Source organism: Streptomyces sp. NPDC043427, assembly GCF_056436655.1.
Window position 1 is genome coordinate 1 of the sequence record NZ_JBWKCC010000017.1, and the last position, 18,238, is coordinate 18,238.

The following is an 18,238-nucleotide window of genomic DNA, read 5'->3' on the forward strand; positions in this document are numbered from 1 at the left end:
GCCGAGATCGCCGCCCGCATCACCGAACGCTGCTTCTACCACCTGGAAGCCCCCGTCCTCCGCGTCGGCGGCTACCACGCCCCCTACCCGCCCGCGCGCCTGGAAGAGGAGTACCTGCCCGGCCTGGACAGAGTGCTCGACGCCGTCGACCGCGCGCTGGCGTACTGAGGAGAGGGTCGTGACGACGATGACAGAAGCGTCCGTACGCGAGTTCAAGATGCCCGACGTGGGCGAGGGACTCACCGAGGCCGAGATCCTCAAGTGGTACGTCCAGCCCGGCGACACGGTCACCGACGGCCAGGTGGTCTGCGAGGTCGAGACCGCCAAGGCGGCCGTCGAACTCCCCATCCCCTACGACGGCGTGGTCCGCGCGCTCCACTTCACCGAGGGCACCACGGTGGATGTGGGCACGTCGATCATCGCGGTGGACGTGGCGGGCGCGGCTCCCCAGGCGCCGGCTCAGGCACCGGCGGCTGCCGCCGAGAAGCCGGCACCGAAGGAAGCGCCGAAGCCGGAGAGCGCGGGTTCGGGCTCAAGTGTGGGCTCGGGACGCCAGCCGGTCCTCGTCGGCTACGGCGTGGCCGCCTCCTCCACCAAGCGCCGCCCCCGCAAGGGCCCGGAGGTCCCGGTCCAGCAGGCGTCGACGGCGCTCCAGACGGAGCTGAACGGCCACGGCGGCGCGGCCACGACCGCTCCCGCCGCCCCCGCCAAGGAGCGCCCCCTGGCCAAGCCTCCGGTGCGGAAGCTGGCGAAGGACCTGGGCGTCGACCTGGCGACGATCACCCCGTCCGGCCCGGACGGCATCATCACGCGCGAGGACGTCCACGCGGCGGCGGCCCCGACCGCGCCGGCCCCCGAGCCGGTGGCGGCCCCGGCCGTCTCGGCGCCTCCCGCACCGGTGCCGACATACGACGCGGCCCGTGAGACCCGTATCCCGGTCAAGGGCGTCCGCAAGGCGACGGCCGCGGCGATGGTCGGCTCGGCCTTCACCGCGCCCCACGTCACGGAGTTCGTGACGGTCGACGTGACCCGCACGATGAAGCTGGTCGAGGAGCTCAAGCAGGACAAGGAGATGCAGGGGCTGCGGGTCAACCCGCTGCTGCTGGTCGCCAAGGCCCTGCTGGTCGCGATCAGGCGCCACCCGGACATCAACGCGTCCTGGGACGAGGCCAACCAGGAGATCGTGGTCAAGCACTACGTGAACCTGGGCATCGCGGCGGCCACTCCACGCGGCCTGATCGTCCCGAACATCAAGGACGCCCACACCAAGACGCTCCCGCAGCTCGCGGAGGCCCTCGGTGAGCTGGTCTCGACGGCGAGGGAGGGCAAGACGTCCCCCGCCGCGATGCAGGGCGGCACGCTGACCATCACCAACGTCGGCGTCTTCGGCGTCGACACCGGCACGCCCATCCTCAACCCCGGCGAGTCGGCGATCCTCGCGGTCGGCGCGATCAAGCTCCAGCCGTGGGTCCACAAGGGCAAGGTCAAGCCCCGTCAGGTCACGACCCTGGCCCTCTCCTTCGACCACCGTCTGGTCGACGGCGAACTCGGTTCCAAGGTCCTCGCCGACGTGGCGGCCATCCTGGAGAACCCCAAGCGCCTGATCACCTGGGCGTAACGCGAGAGAGCCGCGCACCCCCGAGGGGATGCGCGGCTCACTTGTGTCCGGTCGTGCTCAGCTCAGCTTGGCGAAGCCGTAGTTCATCAGCTTCGTCGCGTCGGAGGCGCGCTGGGGGATGCCGGTGGAGGCGAGGACCGTGCCGATGACGGTCTTGCCGTTCCGGGTGGCGGCGAAGACGAGGCAGTACTTGGCCTCGGGGCCGGAGCCGGTCTTCACGCCGATGGCGCCGCTGTAGCTGCTGAGCAGCGTGTTCGTGTTCTCCCACGCCGCCATGGTGCGGGTGCTGCCCGTCTTGGTGATCGTCTTGGCGGTGTACTTCTTGGTCTTGACGATCGCGCGGAAGTTGGCGTTCTTCATCGCACTGCTGGCGAGCTTCGTCAGGTCCTTCGCCGTCGAGTAGTTGGCGCCGTGACCGATGCCGTCGAAGGAGTCGAAGTGCGTGTTCGTCAGGCCGAGGCTCCTCGCCTCGGTGTTCATCTTGCCGATGAACGACTTCACGCGCGCGGCGCGCGTGGTGCCCGTGCCGAACTTGTCGGCCAGCGCGTACGCGGCGTCGCAGCCGGAGGGCAGCATCAGCCCGTAGAGCAGCTGACGGACGGTGACCTTGTCGCCCACGATCAGCTTGGCGTTGGAGGCGTAGTTGTTCTCGACGATGTAGTCGCTGTAGGCCTTGGCGATCGTGACCTTCGCGTCGAGGTTCAGGTTGCGCTGTGCGAGCACGACCTTCGCGGTCATGATCTTCGTGGTGGAGCCGGTGGAGAGCTTGTCGTTCTCGCCCTTCCCGTACAGCTTGGTGCCGTTGGCGTTGTTCATCACGAAGCCGGTCTTGGCGGCGATCGTGGGAGTGGAAACGGCCTGCGCGGGCGCCGCGGTGAGGGCTCCGGTGGCGAGCACGGCGCCGGTGGTCACGGCGACGGCGGCGGCCCTGCGGATACGGATGCCCTTGATACCGGTGATCAACTGAGATACCCCAATTGCTGTAATTGCCCCTATTGGACGGCCCAGTTGAAGGGGGAAAGAAGGAAGGGCCGTACGTGTGTGACACGTAAGTAGCACAGAAGGTTGTGCGGTTTCCTTACGGGGCCCGGTATCGGGGATGTGAAACGGGCCACGAACATCGGGCTGTCGTCCGCATGGTGGACGACAGCCCCCATGTGTACGTGTTGTATCTATCCTGTCGGCATGTCCTCCGCTCCGCCCGCCTCCGTCAAGCAGCCCCCCGCCGCCGACCGCGTCTATGCCCACGTCAAGCAGGGTGTCCTGGACCGCCGTTACGAGGGTGGGGTCCTCCTCACCGAGGGCGAGCTCGCCGAGGCCGTCGGGGTGTCGCGCACTCCGGTGCGCGAGGCGCTGCTGCGGCTGGAGGTGGAGGGGCTGATCAAGCTCTACCCGAAGAAGGGCGCCCTGGTCCTGCCCGTCTCCGCGCAGGAGATCGCGGACGTGGTGGAGACCCGGCTGCTCGTCGAGGAACACGCCCTGCGCAAGGCCGTACCCGCCCCGCCGGGGCTCATCGAGCGCCTCGAGGAGCTGCTCGCGCGGCAGAAGGAACAGGCCGCCGCCGGTGACCTGGCCCAGGCCGCGGTCACCGACCGCTGCTTCCACGCCGAGATCGTCCGCAGCGGCGGCAACGAGATCCTCTCCCGCCTCTACGACCAGCTCCGCGACCGCCAGTTGCGCATGGGCGTCGCGATCATGCACTCCCACCCGGACCGGATCGCCAAGACCCTCGTCGAGCACGAGGAGATCCTGCGGGCACTGCGCTCGGGGGACGCGGAGGAGGCCGTCGCGATCGTCCACCGGCACATCGGCTGGTTCTCGCACCTGGCGCGGGGGGAGGTCCGATGAGGGCCGGAGCGGGCTCGTCGGTCAACTCCACCCTTCCGGGTGATCCGCCGGGCGGCCGTCGCGCCGTTGCCGTCTGGGGCATCGGCGTCTCCGTCTACTTCGTCGCCGTCATCTTCCGTACGTCCCTGGGAGTCGCCGGTCTCGACGCCGTCGACCGCTTCCATGTGGGCGCCTCGGCCCTGTCGACGTTCTCGATCCTCCAGCTCCTCGTCTACGCGGGGATGCAGATACCGGTCGGTCTGCTGGTGGACCGGCTCGGAACCAAGCGGGTGCTGGGCATCGGTGTCGTGCTGTTCACCCTCGGGCAGCTGGGCTTCGCGTTCTCGCCGTCGTACGGCACCGCCCTCGCCTCGCGGGCACTGCTCGGATGCGGTGACGCGATGACGTTCATCAGCGTGCTGAGGCTCGGCACCCGCTGGTTCCCGGCCCGGCGCGGGCCGATGATCGCGCAGATGGCGGGCCTCGCCGGGATGGCGGGCAACCTGGTCTCCACCCTCGTCCTGGCCCGGCTGCTGCACGGCATCGGCTGGACGGCGGCGTTCGCGGGCAGCGCGGTCGCGGGTGTCGTGGTCCTCGTCCTGCTGCTGCTCTTCCTGAAGGACCACCCCGAGGGACACGAGCCCGCGCCGATGTCGCACCAGGGCGCCGCGTACGTACGGAGGCAGATCGCGGCGTCCTGGCGGGAGCCGGGGACGCGCCTGGGGCTGTGGGTGCACTTCACGACCCAGTTCCCGGCGATGGTGTTCCTGCTGCTGTGGGGGCTGCCGTTCCTGGTCGAGGCGCAGGGGCTCAGCCGGGCCACGGCCGGTGAGCTGCTGACTCTCGTCGTGCTGTCGAACATGGTCATCGGCCTCGTCTACGGCCAGATCATCGCCCGGCACCACGCGGCACGGCTGCCGCTCGCCCTCGGAACCGTCGGCGCGACCGCGCTGCTGTGGGCGGCGACGCTGGCCTACCCCGGCGACCACGCGCCGATGTGGCTGCTCGTCGTGCTGTGCGCGGTGCTCGGCTCCTGTGGCCCCGCCTCCATGATCGGCTTCGACTTCGCTCGCCCGGCGAACCCGCCGGAGCGTCAGGGGACGGCGTCCGGCATCACCAACATGGGTGGTTTCACGGCCTCCATGACGACGCTCCTCGCGGTCGGGGTGCTACTGGACGCCACCGGTGACGACTACACCATCGCCTTCTCCGCCGTGTTCGTCCTGCAGGCACTGGGCATCACCCAGATCCTCCGCCTGCGCAGGCGGGCAGCGCGCAGGGAGCGCGAGCGGCTGGTCGCGAGCCGGGTGGAGACGGTGCACGTACCGGCGTGACGCCCGCCGTTCAGCGGACGACCGGGACGAGCGTGAGGTACGCGAGCCCCAGGATGCCGCGGTAGCCCAGCCACTGGGCGCGGTGCCGGTCGACACGCTCGCGGGTCTCGGCGGCCAGCGGATGGTCGCCGTGCTCCGCGAGCCACACCTCCACGTCCGCCTGGTACGCCGACTCGAACGCCTCCCACTCGTCGAGGCCCGCGGTCTCGATCCACTCGGGCCGGAACCCGGCCGCCACAGCGAGGTCGACCAGCGTCCCGAGGTCGTACTGGTCGGTGACCTTCGCCTCCGGCCACATCCGGGACAGCTCGGCGGCGCTCGGCTCCCGCTCCCAGAAGCACTCGGCGAGCAGCACACGCCCGCCGTCCGCCGCCAGTCGACGCAGCTCGCGCAGCGCCTCGGCGGTGTGTCCGGGAGGCTCGGACGCGCTCAGGGCGTGGCTGGCGCCCAGGCACAGCACCAGATCGGCCGGCCCGCGCTGTGTCGCCGCGGCGGACTCCTCCAGGAACTCCACCCGCTCCCCGAGCCCCCTGGCCGCCGCGTTGCGCCGCCCCCGCGCGAGGTCGTCGCCGTTGAGGTCCACGCCGACCCCGCGCGCCCCCGGTACGGCCTCCAGGACGCGCAGCATCAGCTCGCCCCAGCCGCAGCCGAGGTCGAGGACCGTGCCGGTCGTGGGCGTGGCGAGCCGCCGCACCAACTCCGTGGCACGGGCCTCGGACAACGGCCCGTGGAAGGTGAGCCGGGTCAGTCGGGGCGGGCCGTCGGTATGGGATGCCGGATGCGATGCCGGGGCCGATGCCGTGTCCGGGGCGACGGGCTGGGGCGGGGTGTCCATGTCGGTCATGGGCGCAAGCTAGTTCGGGGCGGAGGACATGGGACACCGAATAAACGACCGGCGTTCCGCGCGCCCCGGCGACCGCTGGAGCACCCGCGCCCTACGGCGTCACCGTGAGGTTGCGCAGTATCGCCGCCGCCAACTCCTGGTCGCCCTCGGTCTTGACGCGGTCGGCGGCCGCCTCCGGGGTCACGCGGCCGCAGGCCAGACGGACGTACGTCTCCCAGTCCAGGGTGAGGGAGGCGGCGGGGCCGAGGGCGGGGGCGGTTTCGAGGGTGCCGCGGCCCTGGATGTCGACCCTTATCGTGCGCAGGAACTCGATCGGGCCATGCACGTCGAAGACGATGGCCGAACTACGGGGCGCGTCGGCCTTGTCGGCGACGATCGAGGGGAGCGTGTCGAGGAGGACATCACGGGTGACGTGCGCGCCGGGGGAGTCGAGGTTGCCGGGGACACCGAGGGCCGCGCGCAGGTCCTGCTCGTGCACCCACACGTTGAACGCGTGATTGCGCATCGACTCTTCGAGGGTGAGCTCGGCGCCGAGGTGGCCACGCACCTTCGTACCGGGGTCACGGGACTCGTTGCGCAGCTGGCGGTTGCGGCGGATGACCGTGTACTCCAGCTCGGACGTCATCTCCGGCGCGGTGTGGTGACGGCGGACGTCGACCTGCATCTCCATGTAGCGCTGGTGTTCGTTGGTGACGTGGAACAGGTCGCGCGGGAGCGAGTGGATGGGGCGCGGGTCCCCGAGCATCTCGTTGTCCAGCCCGATGACGTGCGACACGATGTCGCGCACGGACCAGCCCGGGCATGGCGTGCGGCGGTTCCAGTCTGCTTCCACCAGCGGCAGCACCAGCTCGGATATCGCTTCGATGGAATGGGTCCAGGCGTCGGCGTAGGGCTGGAGAGTGGGATGCAGACTCACGGAACGGGACCCCTCGGCGGTCGGTACACGGGTGGATTGTGGCGGCGTTGCCAGTGGGAGGTGGCTGCTGTCGCGGGTGTCTTGGAACGCTAAGTTACGCTGCTTGGAGGCACCCCGGCAGTGCTTTCGTGTGACGATCGTAGGCCCGTGTGGACGACTCGAATGCCAGGACGGTGGTAGTGTGCGCGCCTCTTTGATCCAGATCGCCGTAGACGAGGGTGAATCGGTCGAATCCCGGCGGCGGCGAGTGGCCGCGTTGGTACGGGAGCAGGCCGGGGCCGACCTCGTCGTACTGCCCGAGCTGTGGACGACCGGTGCGTTCGCCTACGAGGGGTTCGGCGCGGAGGCCGAGCCGCTGGACGGGCCCACGCACGAGGCGATGGCCAAGGCGGCGAGCGACGCGGGTGTGTGGCTGCACGCGGGTTCGATTCCGGAGCGCGCTCCATCCGAAAGCGGCTCCGCCGCGGGCGAGGGGCCCTTGTACAACACGTCGCTGGTCTTCTCTCCTTCCGGTGATCTGGTCGCCGCCTACCGCAAGATCCACCGCTTCGGCTTCGACAAGGGCGAGGCCGTGCTGATGGGGGCGGGGCGGGAGCTGGTGACGGTGCGTCTGCCGGAGACGACGCTCGGGGTGGCTACCTGCTACGACCTCCGTTTCCCTGAACTCTTCCGTGGGCTCGTCGACGCGGGCGCGGAGACCCTCGTCGTGCCGGCGGGCTGGCCGGAGCGCCGCCGGGCGCACTGGACGCTGCTGGCTCAGGCGCGGGCGGTGGAGAACCAGGCGTTCGTGCTCGCGTGTGGAACGGCCGGGACACATGCGGGGGTTCCGCAGGCCGGTCACTCGATCGTGGTCGATCCGTGGGGGGAGGTGCTGGGGGAGGCCGGGTCCGGTGAGGAGGTCCTGTCCGTGGAGTTCGATCCGTCGAAGGTGGGCGTGACGCGTGAGCAGTTCCCGGCGCTGAAGGACCGGGTGCTGGGGGTTGACGTTCCTCGTCGCTGAACCCGGTGTTGCGCTGGGGCGGGGGGTCGCTCGCGCCGCCCGACACTGACCGTGTGCCGTCCTTCTGCAGGTGGAGAGCCGCCCCAGCGGCGTGACTGCCCGCGGTGGGACGCAGCCTCAGTCCGACTCGCGTTCCTTTTCGGCCATCTGGATCACGCACACCGCCACCGCGATCAGCAGGGCCGGGTCCGCGTCGTCGCGGACGACGTCGACGCCGTAGGTCTCGCGTACGTGGAGCAGGCGGCGGGAGATGACGGCGAGGAGTTCGTCGTCGTACTCGACGGCGAACTCGCGGTCGAGGATCTTGCCGCTGACGTCGAGTTCGGTGCCGTCGACGAGGGAGACGCGGTAGTGGTTGCGGAGCAGGGACAGGCGTTTGCGGCGGATCCTCGCGAGGGGCTCACCGTCCCTCTCGATGACCATGGTGTCGCGCAGGGCGAACATCTTCTGGTGGATGTCGATGAGGACGCGCCCGTCCCTGTCCTTCAGCTCGAAGGTGTCCCCCAGCCGCATCGCCTTGCCGTCGACGAGGAACACCTTGTTGCCGTGCTGGTCCTCGATCCAGTAGTCGTCACCGAAGCCGAGGAGCCGGTCGCGTACGAGGAATCTCATGCGCTTACCGCTTCCCCCGCGGCCGGTCCGAAACGCCGACGGTAGGCCGATGGGCTGAGTCCCGTCTCGCGCCGCAGCCGGGCCCGCAGGTTCGCCGCCGTACCGAGCCCGCTGCGCGCGGCCACGACATCGAGCCGTTCCTCGCCCCGCTCGATCAGCCGGCACGCCAGCGCCACCCGCTCCCCCGTCAGCCACGCGAGCGGAGTCGTCCCGAGCTGCGCGCGGAAGCGCCGGTGGAGGGTGGCCGGCGACACCGCCGCGCGCGCGGCCAGCGCCGCGACCGTCAGCGGCTCGCCCAGCCGTTCCTGGGCCCAGGCCAGCAGCGGCGCCAGGGACTCGTCCGGCACCTGAGGCACCGGGCGCTCCACGAACTGCCGCTGGCCGCCGTCCCGGTGCGCGGCGAACACCAGCCGCCGGGAGACGGCGTTCGCGATCTCGGCGCCATGGTCCCGGCGTACGAGGTGCAGGCCCAGGTCCAGCGCCGACGCACTGCCCGACGCCGTGAGGACGTCGCCGTCGTCCACGAAGAGCACGTCCGGTTCCAGGCGCACGCGCGGGAACCGCGTCCGGAACGCCTCCGCCCACATCCAGTGGCAGGCCGCCCGCCGCCCGTCCAGCAGCCCCGCCTCCGCCATCGTGAAGGCGCCGGAGCAGAAACCGACGAGTCGCGCACCACGCGCGTGTGCCCGACGCACCGCGTCCAGGACGCGTGGGGAGCGCGGGGCCTCGGTGTCCGGCCGGTTCGGCACGATCAACGTGTCCGCCTCCTCGGCCGCCTCCAGCCCCGCGACCCCCGTGAGTGTGAAGAATCCGTCCCGCATCCGGGTGGCGGGCCCGTCCGCGCACAGCCGGAAGTCGTACAGCTCACGCCCGAGTTCCGGCCGCGGCAGCCCGAAGACCTCGATCGCGCAGCTCATCTCGAACGGGTTGGAGTTCTCGTCGACGACGAGGACGACACGGTGCGGGTGGGTCGGGACGTGCGAGGATCCTTGCGGCATGTGCGATTTCTAGCACTCGTCCGGGTGATCGGGTGCGGCTGAGGATGACGGCATGACCAAGGAACCGCGTGAACCCGTGTCCCTCCCCGCCGCCCTCGCCTCGTTCACCCAGCAGTGGAGCCCCCGCATCGTCACCACCGTCAACGACTACGACGTCCGCGTGGCGAAGGTCGAGGGCGAGCACCTCTGGCACGTCCACGACCACACCGACGAGTTCTTCCTGGTGCTGGAGGGCGAACTGCACATCGGCCTGCGCGAGCCCGGCGGCGAGCGCACCGTCGTCCTGCCCCGGGGCAGCGTTTTCACTGTTCGCCGCGGCACCGAGCACAAGCCCTACGCCCCCGTTCCCACCGAGATCCTGGTACTCGAACCGTCCGGCACCTCCACGGTCGGCGACCGCCACGACGCCGTGCCCGAGCACGTGGACGCGACCACGGGACACGCGCTGACCTGAGTGTCGTACCCGGGTGGCACCCTTGGATCATGACCGACTCCGCACCCCGTCGTGTCCGTGTCCGCGCCCCCGAGCTGATCGGCAAGGGCGGCTGGCTGAACACGGGCGACCAGCAGTACAGCCTCACCGACCTGCGAGGGCGCATCGTCGTCCTGGACTTCTGGACGTTCTGCTGCATCAACTGCCTGCACGTCCTCGACGAGCTGCGCGAGCTGGAGGAGAAGCACCCGGACACGGTCGTCGTCATCGGGGTGCACTCCCCGAAGTTCGTCCACGAGGCCGAGCACCAGGCGGTCGTGGACGCGGTGGAGCGCTACGGCGTGGAACACCCGGTGCTCGACGATCCGGAACTCGCCACCTGGAAGCAGTACGCGGTGCGCGCGTGGCCGACGCTCGTGGTGATCGACCCCGAGGGGTACGTCGTCGCCCAGCACGCCGGCGAAGGCCATGTGCACGCCATCGAGCGGCTCGTCACGGAGCTGGAGGCCGAGCACGAGACCAAGGGCACCCTCCGGCGCGGCGACGGGCCGTACGTGGCGCCGGAACCCGAGCCGACCGTGCTGCGTTTCCCCGGCAAGGCCCTCCTGCTGCCGTCGGGGAACTTCCTGGTCAGCGACACCACCCGACACCAGCTGGTGGAGCTGGCCGGGGACGGCGAGAGCGTCGTGCGGCGCGTCGGCTCCGGCGCGCGCGGGTTCGCCGACGGCGGCGCGGACAGCGCGTCCTTCAACGAACCGCAGGGCCTCGCCCTCCTGCCCGACGGCTTGGTGGTCGTCGCCGACACCGTCAACCACGCCCTGCGCCGCCTGGACCTCGCCACCGGTGAGGTCACCACCCTCGCGGGCACGGGACGGCAGTGGTGGCAGGGCTCCCCGACCTCGGGCCCTGCCCGCGAGATCGACCTCTCCTCGCCGTGGGACGTGGCCGTGTTCGGCGGCCGGGTCTGGATCGCGATGGCCGGCGTGCACCAGCTGTGGGCGTACGACCCGGCCGACGGAACGGTCCACGTCACCGCCGGCACCACCAACGAGGGGCTCGTCGACGGGTCGGGCGCAGAAGCCTGGTTCGCCCAGCCGTCCGGGCTGGCCGCCACCCCGGAGCGGCTGTGGCTCGCCGATTCCGAGACCAGCGCCCTGCGCTGGGTGGACCTCGACGGCACCGTCCACACGGCCGTCGGCACCGGCCTCTTCGACTTCGGGCACCGCGACGGGCCCGCCGGAGAGGCGCTGCTCCAGCACCCCCTGGGTGTCACCGCCCTGCCCGACGGCTCGGTCGCCGTCGCCGACACCTACAACCACGCCCTGCGCCGCTACGACCCGGCGACCGGCGAGGTGACCACACTCGCCACGGACCTGCGGGAGCCCAGCGACGCCGTCCTCGTGGGCGAGGACATCGTGGTCGTCGAGTCGGCCCGGCACCGCCTGACCCGGCTGCGGCTGCCGGAGGAGGCGGTACGGGTGGAGGCCGTCGCCCACCGCACACAGCGCGCGGCCACCGAGGTGGGCCCGGGCAAGCTCCGGCTCGACGTGATCTTCCAGGCCCCCGCGGGCCAGAAGCTCGACACCCGGTACGGCCCCTCCACCCGCCTCCTGGTCTCCTCCACCCCGCCCGAGCTGCTGCTCGCCGGTGAGGGCGCGGACACCGACCTTTCCCGCACGCTGGAGCTGAACCCGGCGCTCACGGAAGGCGTCCTGCATGTCTCCGCGATGGCGGCCTCCTGCGACGACACTGCATCCGACAGCGGCTCCGCCGCGGGTGCCAACGAGTACCCCGCGTGCCATGTGCACCAGCAGGACTGGGGAGTTCCGGTGCGGGTCGTCGAGGGCGGGGCGGACCGGCTGCCGCTGGTGCTCGCGGGGATGGACGAGGGCTGACCCGGCCGGCCGGGCGGCTCACACCCCCACTTCCTCCTGCGCCTCCTCGTCCTCCGGAGCCGGATCGTCGTCCCGACTGACCCTTCGGCGCAGGTTCTCGACGTCCGTCTGAAGGCCGATCAGCAGCTTGTGCAGCTCATCGAGGACGGGCAGCGGGACGATGGGGGTGTGGCCGCCGACCTCCGGCTCCAGGAGCTGGAGGCAGTCCAGGGCGTCCCTGGCCGTCGTCACGCTCTCGCGCAACACCTGCCGGTGCTCGACAGCACGCTGACTGGCGGGCCGGGGCGTGTGCTGCGCGGGGAGCACGTGCCCGGCCCCGGACTCGTACGACCCGTCGGCCCCGGACCCGTCCGTCCCGGACCCGTCCGCCCCTGATCCGTTGGCCCCCGTCCCCTCGACTCCAGGCCCCTCGACCCCGGACCCCTCGGGCCCCGACGCCGCCCCACCAACCCCCGTCCCACCGGCCACCGGGAATGCCGCCGCTCCGTCCCCCGTACTCACCGGTGAGGGCACAAGCCGTGTCTTCGGCGGATGCGCCTTACGCGCACGCTCCGGGTTCGACGCCCAGACCACGTCCCACTGATGCAGCATCACGGGCATGCCGTTGCCGTCCCGCTCGATCTTGTCGGGGCTGTCGAGGTCGAGCCTGAAGTGGACGTACGGGGTGTCCGACTCGTCCCCCGACTTCTGCTTGTGGATGAGCTGGCGCATCGTCACCGCGTTCTCCGGCAGCGCGTCGCTGCGGAACCGTTCGGCGGCGAGGGCGAGGATCCACAGGCCCCGCTCGTTGTGCTGCTGGGACAGGTCCTCGATGACCTGGTTGACATCGGCGCGGAAGGGGACGCCGCCCTTCTCCTTGGCGGCCATGAGGGCCGATCCGACGTTCCGGGTGAGCAGTTTGTCGGCGATCAGGGCCACTCCGCCCGCCACGGCCAGCGTGCAGCGGGCGTCGATGTCGCCCTCCAGCGCCGGTTTCACCAGGGACGTGAAGTCTTCGGTGGGGCGGGGCTCCCACTCCTGGATGACGTCGGAGGTGAGGACACCTCCGTTGTTCCAGGCGTTGCGCGCCTGGGTCGTGACGTGCTTCTTGTACGAGCGCCAGGGGAGGTCGATCAGCGGGCCGAGAAGTTCCGCGAACCCCTTGAGGCCCATGCGCTTGCCACCCTTGATGGCCTTGGCCTGGTCCTTCAAGGGTTCCAGGAGCTCCGGCCGGGTCAGGGCGTGCACCAGGTAGACGGCGCGCCACAGGGCGGTGCCGGGCGGGGGCGTCTCCTGGGCGAAGACCTGGGGGAGTTCCTCGACCGGGATCCGGCCCACGGCCAGGCCGTGGATGACCTGGAGATCGTCCTTCGGTACCAGCGAGTCGCCCAGCTGGATCACGCGCTTGAGGGCGCGGGTGGCGACCTCGACGTTCTGGGCGGCCGTGTCCCACTGCTTGAACTCGACGTGCACCGAGGCCAGTACGGAGCGGATCGCGTCGTCGAAGATGTCCTCGGCGGCCAGCAGGTGCCCCGGATGCCCTTCGGCCCCGACGGCGATCTGGGCCGGGACGACGTACGTCTGGGCGATCTGGGCCGCGCGCGGCCCCGGCTCCTCCGCTGCGATCTCCCGCGTGAACTCCTCCTTCAGCTTCCGCCGCCACTTCTCCCGGCCGACGGCCAGCCGCTCACCGAGAGGCCCACCGCCCGCCCCGGACGAGGCACCGCCCGCCCCGGACGAAGCCGCACCCGGCGCGGAGGAAGCCCCACCCCCTCCGGACGCAGCCCCGCCCCCTCCGGACACAGCCATGCCCACGGCGGACGAAGCCGCGCTCTTCTTCCCGAAGAGCGAGTCCACCGTGAGCTGCGCGGTCTCCGCCGCGTCGGCGTCGGGTCCGGCGAGCACGGACCAGGCGCTCGCCAGCCGGGTGATGCCGTCCCGTACCACCAGCGTGTGGAAGGACTCGGTGCCGTCCTCGAAGGAGATCTCGACGGGGTGGGTGATCAGGTTGCGGGTGACCTTGCGGGCGAGGACGGAGGGCGCGTAGCTGTTGAGCGACAGGGTGCCGTGGATGGTCTGCCACACGTGGTCGCGGAGGTGGGCGAGGTCCTGGTACCGGTACCGGACGATCGCGCAGGGGCGGCCGTCGTCCGTGATCCCCTGGACCTGGGGGTCGGGGATCTCCATCACCTCCATGCCGGTGCGCGGCTGGATGCCGGGCAGCAGCTCGCTCAGGTGGACCCGGGTGACGACCGAGCGCAGGGTCGCTCCGTCGACGTTCTCCACCATCAGCAGCCCGGCGGGGTCCGCAGTGGTGGGGCGGAGCTGTACGGCGACCCCCTCGAGGCCGGTCGTGGCCCGGGCGACGGCCTGCCAGGCGGTCTCGGGGAGCAGGGTCACCGGGTTGGCCTTGCCCGCGTCGACGACTTTCGCCAGGTCCGCGTCCCGGGAGGTGTCCGGCAGGGTGGGCTCGACATGGGACACGAGCACGGAGTCGGAACCCCACGGCACGGTGAAGGAGCGGGGGGCGTGCAAGGGCATGGGTGGTGTCCTTCGGACAGAGGGCAGCGCCGGTGAACAGGGTTCGCCGAGCCGGTGAAACATGATCACGCCCGCCGCCGGTGGCGACGGGCGTGGATGACGTTAACGCTGCCACTTCGTCCGAACGTCAGATTCTTATCGTCCGATCGCATTTCTATGTGAATTGCTCGGACGTGACTGTCACTTGACCGTCATTGGGTCAACTGTGCTCGCGCCCCCGGGAAATTCTCGAACAGCCGCGGTGCGGGGCTCTGCCCCAGCCGGTCGAGCGTCGCCAGGTTTGACGCGACTTCCACGGTCTGGCCGAGCGGGCTGGACTTCTCGATCACGAACACGAACTCGTTCTCCGAGGTCGGCAGCCGTCGCGGCAGCGTAATGAGCCCCAGGTCGTCGAACGCCTTCGAGATCTGCTCGCACAGCTCGGCGCTGAGCCGGGAGCGTTCCGGTGCGGCGTACTTCTTGATGAACCGCATGGAGAGCCGCTTGATGCCGTGGTCCACCTCGACGGCATGGGCGATAACGGTGAAGTCCATAACTCAGTAAATTACTGAGTTAGAAACAAGTGCGACGCTCAAACTCCATAACCGTCGCTGTACCCGTCCCGCCGATAGTGGTGGTGGTGCCCGTCCTCGTCGATGACAGGCGTCGACGGCGGCATCACGACGCGCCTGCGCCGGGCGATGCTGCTGAACGTCGTGACGCCGATCAATCCGACGATCATGAAGATGACGCCGACCAGGTCGAGGTTGACCCCCTGCATGTCCCAGTCGGTCGCGAACGTGAGGATGGCTCCCACGGCGATGAGGATGATGCACCCGCCGAGGCCCATGAGTGTCGCCTCCCTGTCCGGTCCGGTCGTTCCGGTCCGTAAGTGCGGGTACCCCCGAGGCGAACTCCCATGCGACGGCGGGTCCGTCACACCTCCATGAACGCCGTCAGCGCGTTCGCGAGCAGGAACGGGTCGTCGGCGCCGCACAGTTCACGCACGCTGTGCATCGACAGGATCGCCACGCCGATGTCGACCGTCTTGATGCCGTGCCGGGCCGCGGTGATCGGGCCGATGGTCGTGCCGCACGGCATGGAGTTGTTCGAGACGAACGACTGGAAGGGCACCCCGGCCCGGTCGCAGGCGTCCGCGAAGAGCGCTCGGCCCGAACCGTCCGTGGCGTAGCGGTTGTTGACGTTCACCTTCAGGATCGGCCCACCGTTGACCCGCGGGTGGTGCGTGGGGTCGTGCCGCTCGGCGTAGTTGGGGTGGACCGCGTGGCCCGTGTCCGAGGACAGACAGACGGTGCCCGCGAAGGCGCGTGCCCGGTCCTCGTACGACCCTCCGCGCGCGAACACCGAACGCTCCAGCACACTGCCCAGCAGCGGCCCGTCCGCGCCCGTGTCCGACTGGGAGCCGTTCTCCTCGTGGTCGAAGGCGGCGAGGACGGGGATGTGGGTGAGGGCCTCACCGCTGGTGGCGACCGAGGTCAGCGCGGCGACGGCCGCGTGCACCGAGAGCAGGTTGTCCATGCGCGGCCCGGCGAGCAGCTCCTTGTCGCGGCCCAGATAGGCGGGCGGCTCCACCGAGTGCGTCATCAGGTCCCAGCCGGTGACCTCGCCCGCCGGGATCCCGGCGGTCTCCTCCAGGAAGGCGATCAGGTCGCCGTCCCGCACGTCGTTGCCCAGGCCCCAGACCGGCTGGAGGTGGCGCTGCTTGTCGAGCTTGAGGCCCTCGGTGTTGACCGACCGGTCGAGGTGCACGGCAAGCTGGGGCACGCGCAGCAGCGGCCGGTCCACGTTGACCAGACGGGTCGAGCCGTCGCGCAGCGTCAGCCGCCCGGCCAGGCCCAGGTCCCGGTCGAGCCACGAGTTCAGCAGCGGTCCGCCGTAGATCTCCACCGCCACCTGGCGCCAGCCGTGCGCCCCGCTGTCCGGCAGCGGCTTGACGCGCAGGTTGGGGGAGTCGGTGTGCGCGCCGATGATGCGGAACGGCGTGTGCGGGGCGGCGCCCTCGGGGACGTACCACGCGATGATCGCGCCTCCGCGCAGCACGTACTTGCCGCCGGTCCCGGTGGCGGAAGCGCCGGATGTCTCCGCGTCCCAGGCGTCCGTCTCGGCGACCTGCCGGAATCCTGCCTTCTCCAGCCGTTCCGCGGCGTTTGCCACGGCGTGGTACGGCGACGGGCTTGCCGCCAGGAAGGTCATGAGATCGTCGGTGTGGCCGCGGTCGAAGCGGGAGGGTGCGCTCATGGGGTTCACCTTAACGACGTACGAGGGCCCGCTCCCCATCACTGGAAGCGGGCCCTCGTCAGGACAGTGTGGAGGGAGTGTCCGAAGCCTAGAACGCGGCCTCGTCGAGCTCCATGAGGTCCAGGTCGACGCCCTCGGCCACCTTGCGGGCCAGGGTCACGCCGGGCAGGACGTTGGCCGCGAAGAACTTCGCCGCCGCGATCTTGCCGGTGTAGAAGGACTTGTCCTTCGCCGACGCCGTCTCCAGCTTCTCGGCCGCGACCGCCGCGCCCTTGAGCAGCAGGTAGCCGACGACCACGTCACCGGAGGCGAGCAGCAGGCGGCTGGTGTTGAGGCCGACCTTGTAGATGTTCTTGACGTCCTGCTCGGTGGCCGCGAGGTCGGTCAGCATCAGGCCGACGATCGCCTCCAGCTCGACGGCGGCCTTCGCGAGGTGCTCGCGGGCGCCCTCCAGCTCCGCGCCACCCGTGCCGAGCGCCAGGAACTTCTTGATGTCCTCGGCGAGGGAGTTCAGCGCGGCGCCCTGGTTGCGGACGATCTTCCGGAAGAAGTAGTCCTGGCCCTGGATCGCGGTGGTGCCCTCGTACAGGGTGTCGATCTTGGCGTCGCGGATGTACTGCTCGATCGGGTACTCCTGCAGGAAGCCGGAGCCGCCGAAGGTCTGCAGCGACTGGGCGAGCTGCTCGTAGCCCTTCTCGGAGCCGTAGCCCTTGACGATCGGCAGGAGCAGGTCGTTCAGCGCGTGCTCGGTGGAAGCGTCCTCGCCCGCGGCCTCCTTGACGGCGATCGAGTCCTGCACCGACGCCGTGTAGAGGACCAGCGCGCGCATGCCCTCGGCGTACGCCTTCTGCGTGATCAGCGAGCGGCGGACGTCCGGGTGGTGCGTGATGGTGACCTTCGGCGCGGACTTGTCCATGAAGTTGGCCAGGTCAGGGCCCTGGACGCGCTCCTTGGCGTACTCCAGCGCGTTGAGGTAGCCGGTCGACAGGGTCGAGATCGCCTTCGTGCCGACCATCATGCGGGCGAACTCGATGATGCGGAACATCTGGCGGATGCCGTCGTGCTTGTCGCCGATCAGCCAGCCCTTGGCGGGGTGGCGGTCGCCGAAGGTCATCTCGCAGGTGTTGGAGGCCTTCAGGCCCATCTTGTGCTCGACGTTCGTGGCGTAGACGCCGTTGCGCTCGCCCAGCTCGCCGGTCTCGAAGTCGAAGAGGAACTTCGGTACGAGGAAGAGGGACAGGCCCTTGGTGCCCGGTCCGGCGCCCTCGGGGCGGGCCAGCACGTAGTGGAGGATGTTCTCCGACATGTCGTGCTCACCGGACGTGATGAACCGCTTCACGCCCTCGATGTGCCAGGTGCCGTCCTCCTGCTCCACGGCCTTGGTGCGGCCGGCGCCCACGTCCGAGCCGGCGTCCGGCTCGGTGAGCACCATCGTGGAGCCCCACTGCTTCTCGACGGCGATTTCCGCGATCTTCTTCTGGACGTCGTTGCCCTCGTCGAAGAGGATGCCGGCGAACGCGGGACCGGAGGAGTACATGAAGGCGGCCGGGTTCGCGCCGAGCACGAGCTCCGCGTTGGCCCAGAGCAGCGACGGGGGCGCGGTGGTGCCACCGATCTCCTCGGGCAGGCCCAGGCGCCAGTACTCGGAGTCCATGTAGGCCTGGTAGCTCTTCCGGAAGGAAGCGGGGACCGGCGCGGTGTTGGTCTCCGGGTCGAAGACCGGCGGGTTGCGGTCGGCGTCGGCGAAGGACTCCGCCAGCTCGTTCTCCGAGAGGCGGGTCAGCTCCTCGAGGATGCTCTTCGCGGTCTCGACGTCCATCTCCTCGAACGGACCCGTGCCGTACAGCTTGTCGCGTCCGAGTACTTCGAAGAGGTTGAACTCGATGTCGCGGAGATTCGACTTGTAGTGCCCCATGGCGACGGCTCCGTAGAGAGATCGGCGAGGCACTGACTCCTCGCTCATGTTCACGTACCAAACAAGTGGCTACGATGATGCTACCCGT

General features: G+C 70.2%; 17 protein-coding genes. 7 read left to right on the forward strand and 10 right to left on the reverse strand.

What is annotated here, in order from left to right:
* Positions 1-168: transketolase C-terminal domain-containing protein (locus tag AC067M_RS25260; RefSeq protein ID WP_393625197.1), on the forward strand; the 168-nt coding region annotated here is incomplete at its 5' end.
* A 10-nt stretch (positions 169-178) separates the two neighbouring features.
* A complete protein-coding gene (locus AC067M_RS25265; protein WP_478699301.1) occupies positions 179-1,618 on the forward strand; it encodes a dihydrolipoamide acetyltransferase family protein in 1,440 nt (479 codons plus the stop codon).
* Positions 1,619-1,675: 57 nt separating this feature from the next.
* Here the strand turns inward: AC067M_RS25265 and AC067M_RS25270 are convergent, their stop codons facing one another.
* On the reverse strand, positions 1,676-2,581 hold the full coding sequence (locus AC067M_RS25270) for a D-alanyl-D-alanine carboxypeptidase family protein (RefSeq protein ID WP_478699302.1): 906 nt from the start codon (positions 2,579-2,581) through the stop codon (positions 1,676-1,678).
* Between the two features lie 222 nt (positions 2,582-2,803).
* On the opposite strand from AC067M_RS25270, the gene AC067M_RS25275 reads away from it, so the two are divergent.
* Positions 2,804-3,466 (forward strand): GntR family transcriptional regulator, encoded by a 663-nt coding sequence (locus AC067M_RS25275; protein WP_478699303.1) that lies wholly within the window; start codon positions 2,804-2,806, stop codon positions 3,464-3,466.
* A complete protein-coding gene (locus AC067M_RS25280) occupies positions 3,463-4,779 on the forward strand; it encodes an MFS transporter (protein ID WP_478699304.1) in 1,317 nt (438 codons plus the stop codon). The genes AC067M_RS25275 and AC067M_RS25280 overlap by 4 nt, the downstream gene beginning before the upstream one ends.
* A gap of 10 nt (positions 4,780-4,789) precedes the next feature.
* Here AC067M_RS25280 and AC067M_RS25285 read toward each other — a convergent pair whose 3' ends face one another.
* Together AC067M_RS25285 and AC067M_RS25290 are read right to left on the reverse strand one after the other, a co-directional pair.
* Positions 4,790-5,614: an SAM-dependent methyltransferase gene (locus tag AC067M_RS25285; protein WP_478699473.1), complete on the reverse strand. Its 825-nt coding sequence runs from the start codon at positions 5,612-5,614 to the stop codon at positions 4,790-4,792.
* Positions 5,615-5,714: 100 nt separating this feature from the next.
* On the reverse strand, positions 5,715-6,539 hold the full coding sequence (locus AC067M_RS25290; protein WP_478699305.1) for a maleylpyruvate isomerase family mycothiol-dependent enzyme: 825 nt from the start codon (positions 6,537-6,539) through the stop codon (positions 5,715-5,717).
* Positions 6,540-6,720: 181 nt separating this feature from the next.
* On the opposite strand from AC067M_RS25290, the gene AC067M_RS25295 reads away from it, so the two are divergent.
* A complete protein-coding gene (locus tag AC067M_RS25295; RefSeq protein WP_478699306.1) occupies positions 6,721-7,539 on the forward strand; it encodes a carbon-nitrogen family hydrolase in 819 nt (272 codons plus the stop codon).
* Between the two features lie 117 nt (positions 7,540-7,656).
* On the opposite strand, the gene AC067M_RS25300 is transcribed toward AC067M_RS25295, so the two are convergent.
* Together AC067M_RS25300 and AC067M_RS25305 are read right to left on the reverse strand one after the other, a co-directional pair.
* Positions 7,657-8,151 carry an LURP-one-related/scramblase family protein gene (locus AC067M_RS25300; protein WP_478699307.1) on the reverse strand — a complete coding sequence of 165 codons (495 nt, stop codon included), beginning with the start codon at positions 8,149-8,151 and terminating at the stop codon, positions 7,657-7,659.
* The gene (locus AC067M_RS25305; protein ID WP_478699308.1) at positions 8,148-9,149 is read right to left on the reverse strand and encodes a GlxA family transcriptional regulator; all 1,002 of its coding nucleotides are present in this window, start codon (positions 9,147-9,149) and stop codon (positions 8,148-8,150) included. Before AC067M_RS25305 ends, AC067M_RS25300 begins: the two co-directional genes overlap by 4 nt.
* 52 nt (positions 9,150-9,201) lie before the next feature.
* Between AC067M_RS25305 and AC067M_RS25310 the strand changes: the two genes are divergently transcribed.
* Both AC067M_RS25310 and AC067M_RS25315 read left to right on the forward strand, forming a co-directional pair.
* Positions 9,202-9,603 (forward strand): cupin domain-containing protein, encoded by a 402-nt coding sequence (locus AC067M_RS25310; RefSeq protein ID WP_478699309.1) that lies wholly within the window; start codon positions 9,202-9,204, stop codon positions 9,601-9,603.
* A gap of 29 nt (positions 9,604-9,632) precedes the next feature.
* Positions 9,633-11,477 (forward strand): thioredoxin-like domain-containing protein, encoded by a 1,845-nt coding sequence (locus AC067M_RS25315; RefSeq protein ID WP_478699310.1) that lies wholly within the window; start codon positions 9,633-9,635, stop codon positions 11,475-11,477.
* Between the two features lie 18 nt (positions 11,478-11,495).
* Here the strand turns inward: AC067M_RS25315 and AC067M_RS25320 are convergent, their stop codons facing one another.
* The 5 genes from AC067M_RS25320 to AC067M_RS25340 all read right to left on the reverse strand — a co-directional run bounded on the left by AC067M_RS25320 (position 11,496) and on the right by AC067M_RS25340 (position 18,150).
* Complete coding sequence (locus AC067M_RS25320; protein WP_478699311.1) at positions 11,496-13,997, reverse strand: hypothetical protein; 2,502 nt, start codon at positions 13,995-13,997, stop codon at positions 11,496-11,498.
* Positions 13,998-14,188: 191 nt separating this feature from the next.
* The gene (locus AC067M_RS25325; protein WP_478699312.1) at positions 14,189-14,530 is read right to left on the reverse strand and encodes a hypothetical protein; all 342 of its coding nucleotides are present in this window, start codon (positions 14,528-14,530) and stop codon (positions 14,189-14,191) included.
* Between the two features lie 38 nt (positions 14,531-14,568).
* Complete coding sequence (locus AC067M_RS25330) at positions 14,569-14,826, reverse strand: DUF6458 family protein (protein ID WP_478699313.1); 258 nt, start codon at positions 14,824-14,826, stop codon at positions 14,569-14,571.
* An 86-nt stretch (positions 14,827-14,912) separates the two neighbouring features.
* Positions 14,913-16,235 carry a M18 family aminopeptidase gene (locus AC067M_RS25335; RefSeq protein ID WP_478699314.1) on the reverse strand — a complete coding sequence of 441 codons (1,323 nt, stop codon included), beginning with the start codon at positions 16,233-16,235 and terminating at the stop codon, positions 14,913-14,915.
* An 88-nt stretch (positions 16,236-16,323) separates the two neighbouring features.
* Positions 16,324-18,150, reverse strand: a complete 1,827-nt coding sequence (locus AC067M_RS25340; protein ID WP_478699474.1) for an acyl-CoA dehydrogenase — start codon at positions 18,148-18,150, stop codon at positions 16,324-16,326.
* Positions 18,151-18,238: the final 88 nt, after the last annotated feature.

What these genes read in the sequence shown, in the direction of transcription:
- AC067M_RS25275 (WP_478699303.1), top strand. Translation starts at nt 2,804, where the DNA reads ATGTCCTCCGCTCCGCCCGCCTCCGTCAAGCAGCCCCCCGCCGCCGAC.
- AC067M_RS25300 (WP_478699307.1), bottom strand. Translation starts at nt 8,151, where the DNA reads ATGAGATTCCTCGTACGCGACCGGCTCCTCGGCTTCGGTGACGACTAC.
- AC067M_RS25340 (WP_478699474.1), bottom strand. Translation starts at nt 18,150, where the DNA reads ATGGGGCACTACAAGTCGAATCTCCGCGACATCGAGTTCAACCTCTTC.
- AC067M_RS25305 (WP_478699308.1), bottom strand. Translation starts at nt 9,149, where the DNA reads ATGCCGCAAGGATCCTCGCACGTCCCGACCCACCCGCACCGTGTCGTC.
- AC067M_RS25330 (WP_478699313.1), bottom strand. Translation starts at nt 14,826, where the DNA reads ATGGGCCTCGGCGGGTGCATCATCCTCATCGCCGTGGGAGCCATCCTC.
- AC067M_RS25285 (WP_478699473.1), bottom strand. Translation starts at nt 5,614, where the DNA reads ATGGACACCCCGCCCCAGCCCGTCGCCCCGGACACGGCATCGGCCCCG.
- AC067M_RS25335 (WP_478699314.1), bottom strand. Translation starts at nt 16,235, where the DNA reads ATGAGCGCACCCTCCCGCTTCGACCGCGGCCACACCGACGATCTCATG.
- AC067M_RS25315 (WP_478699310.1), top strand. Translation starts at nt 9,633, where the DNA reads ATGACCGACTCCGCACCCCGTCGTGTCCGTGTCCGCGCCCCCGAGCTG.
- AC067M_RS25320 (WP_478699311.1), bottom strand. Translation starts at nt 13,997, where the DNA reads ATGCCCTTGCACGCCCCCCGCTCCTTCACCGTGCCGTGGGGTTCCGAC.
- AC067M_RS25325 (WP_478699312.1), bottom strand. Translation starts at nt 14,530, where the DNA reads ATGGACTTCACCGTTATCGCCCATGCCGTCGAGGTGGACCACGGCATC.
- AC067M_RS25280 (WP_478699304.1), top strand. Translation starts at nt 3,463, where the DNA reads ATGAGGGCCGGAGCGGGCTCGTCGGTCAACTCCACCCTTCCGGGTGAT.
- AC067M_RS25310 (WP_478699309.1), top strand. Translation starts at nt 9,202, where the DNA reads ATGACCAAGGAACCGCGTGAACCCGTGTCCCTCCCCGCCGCCCTCGCC.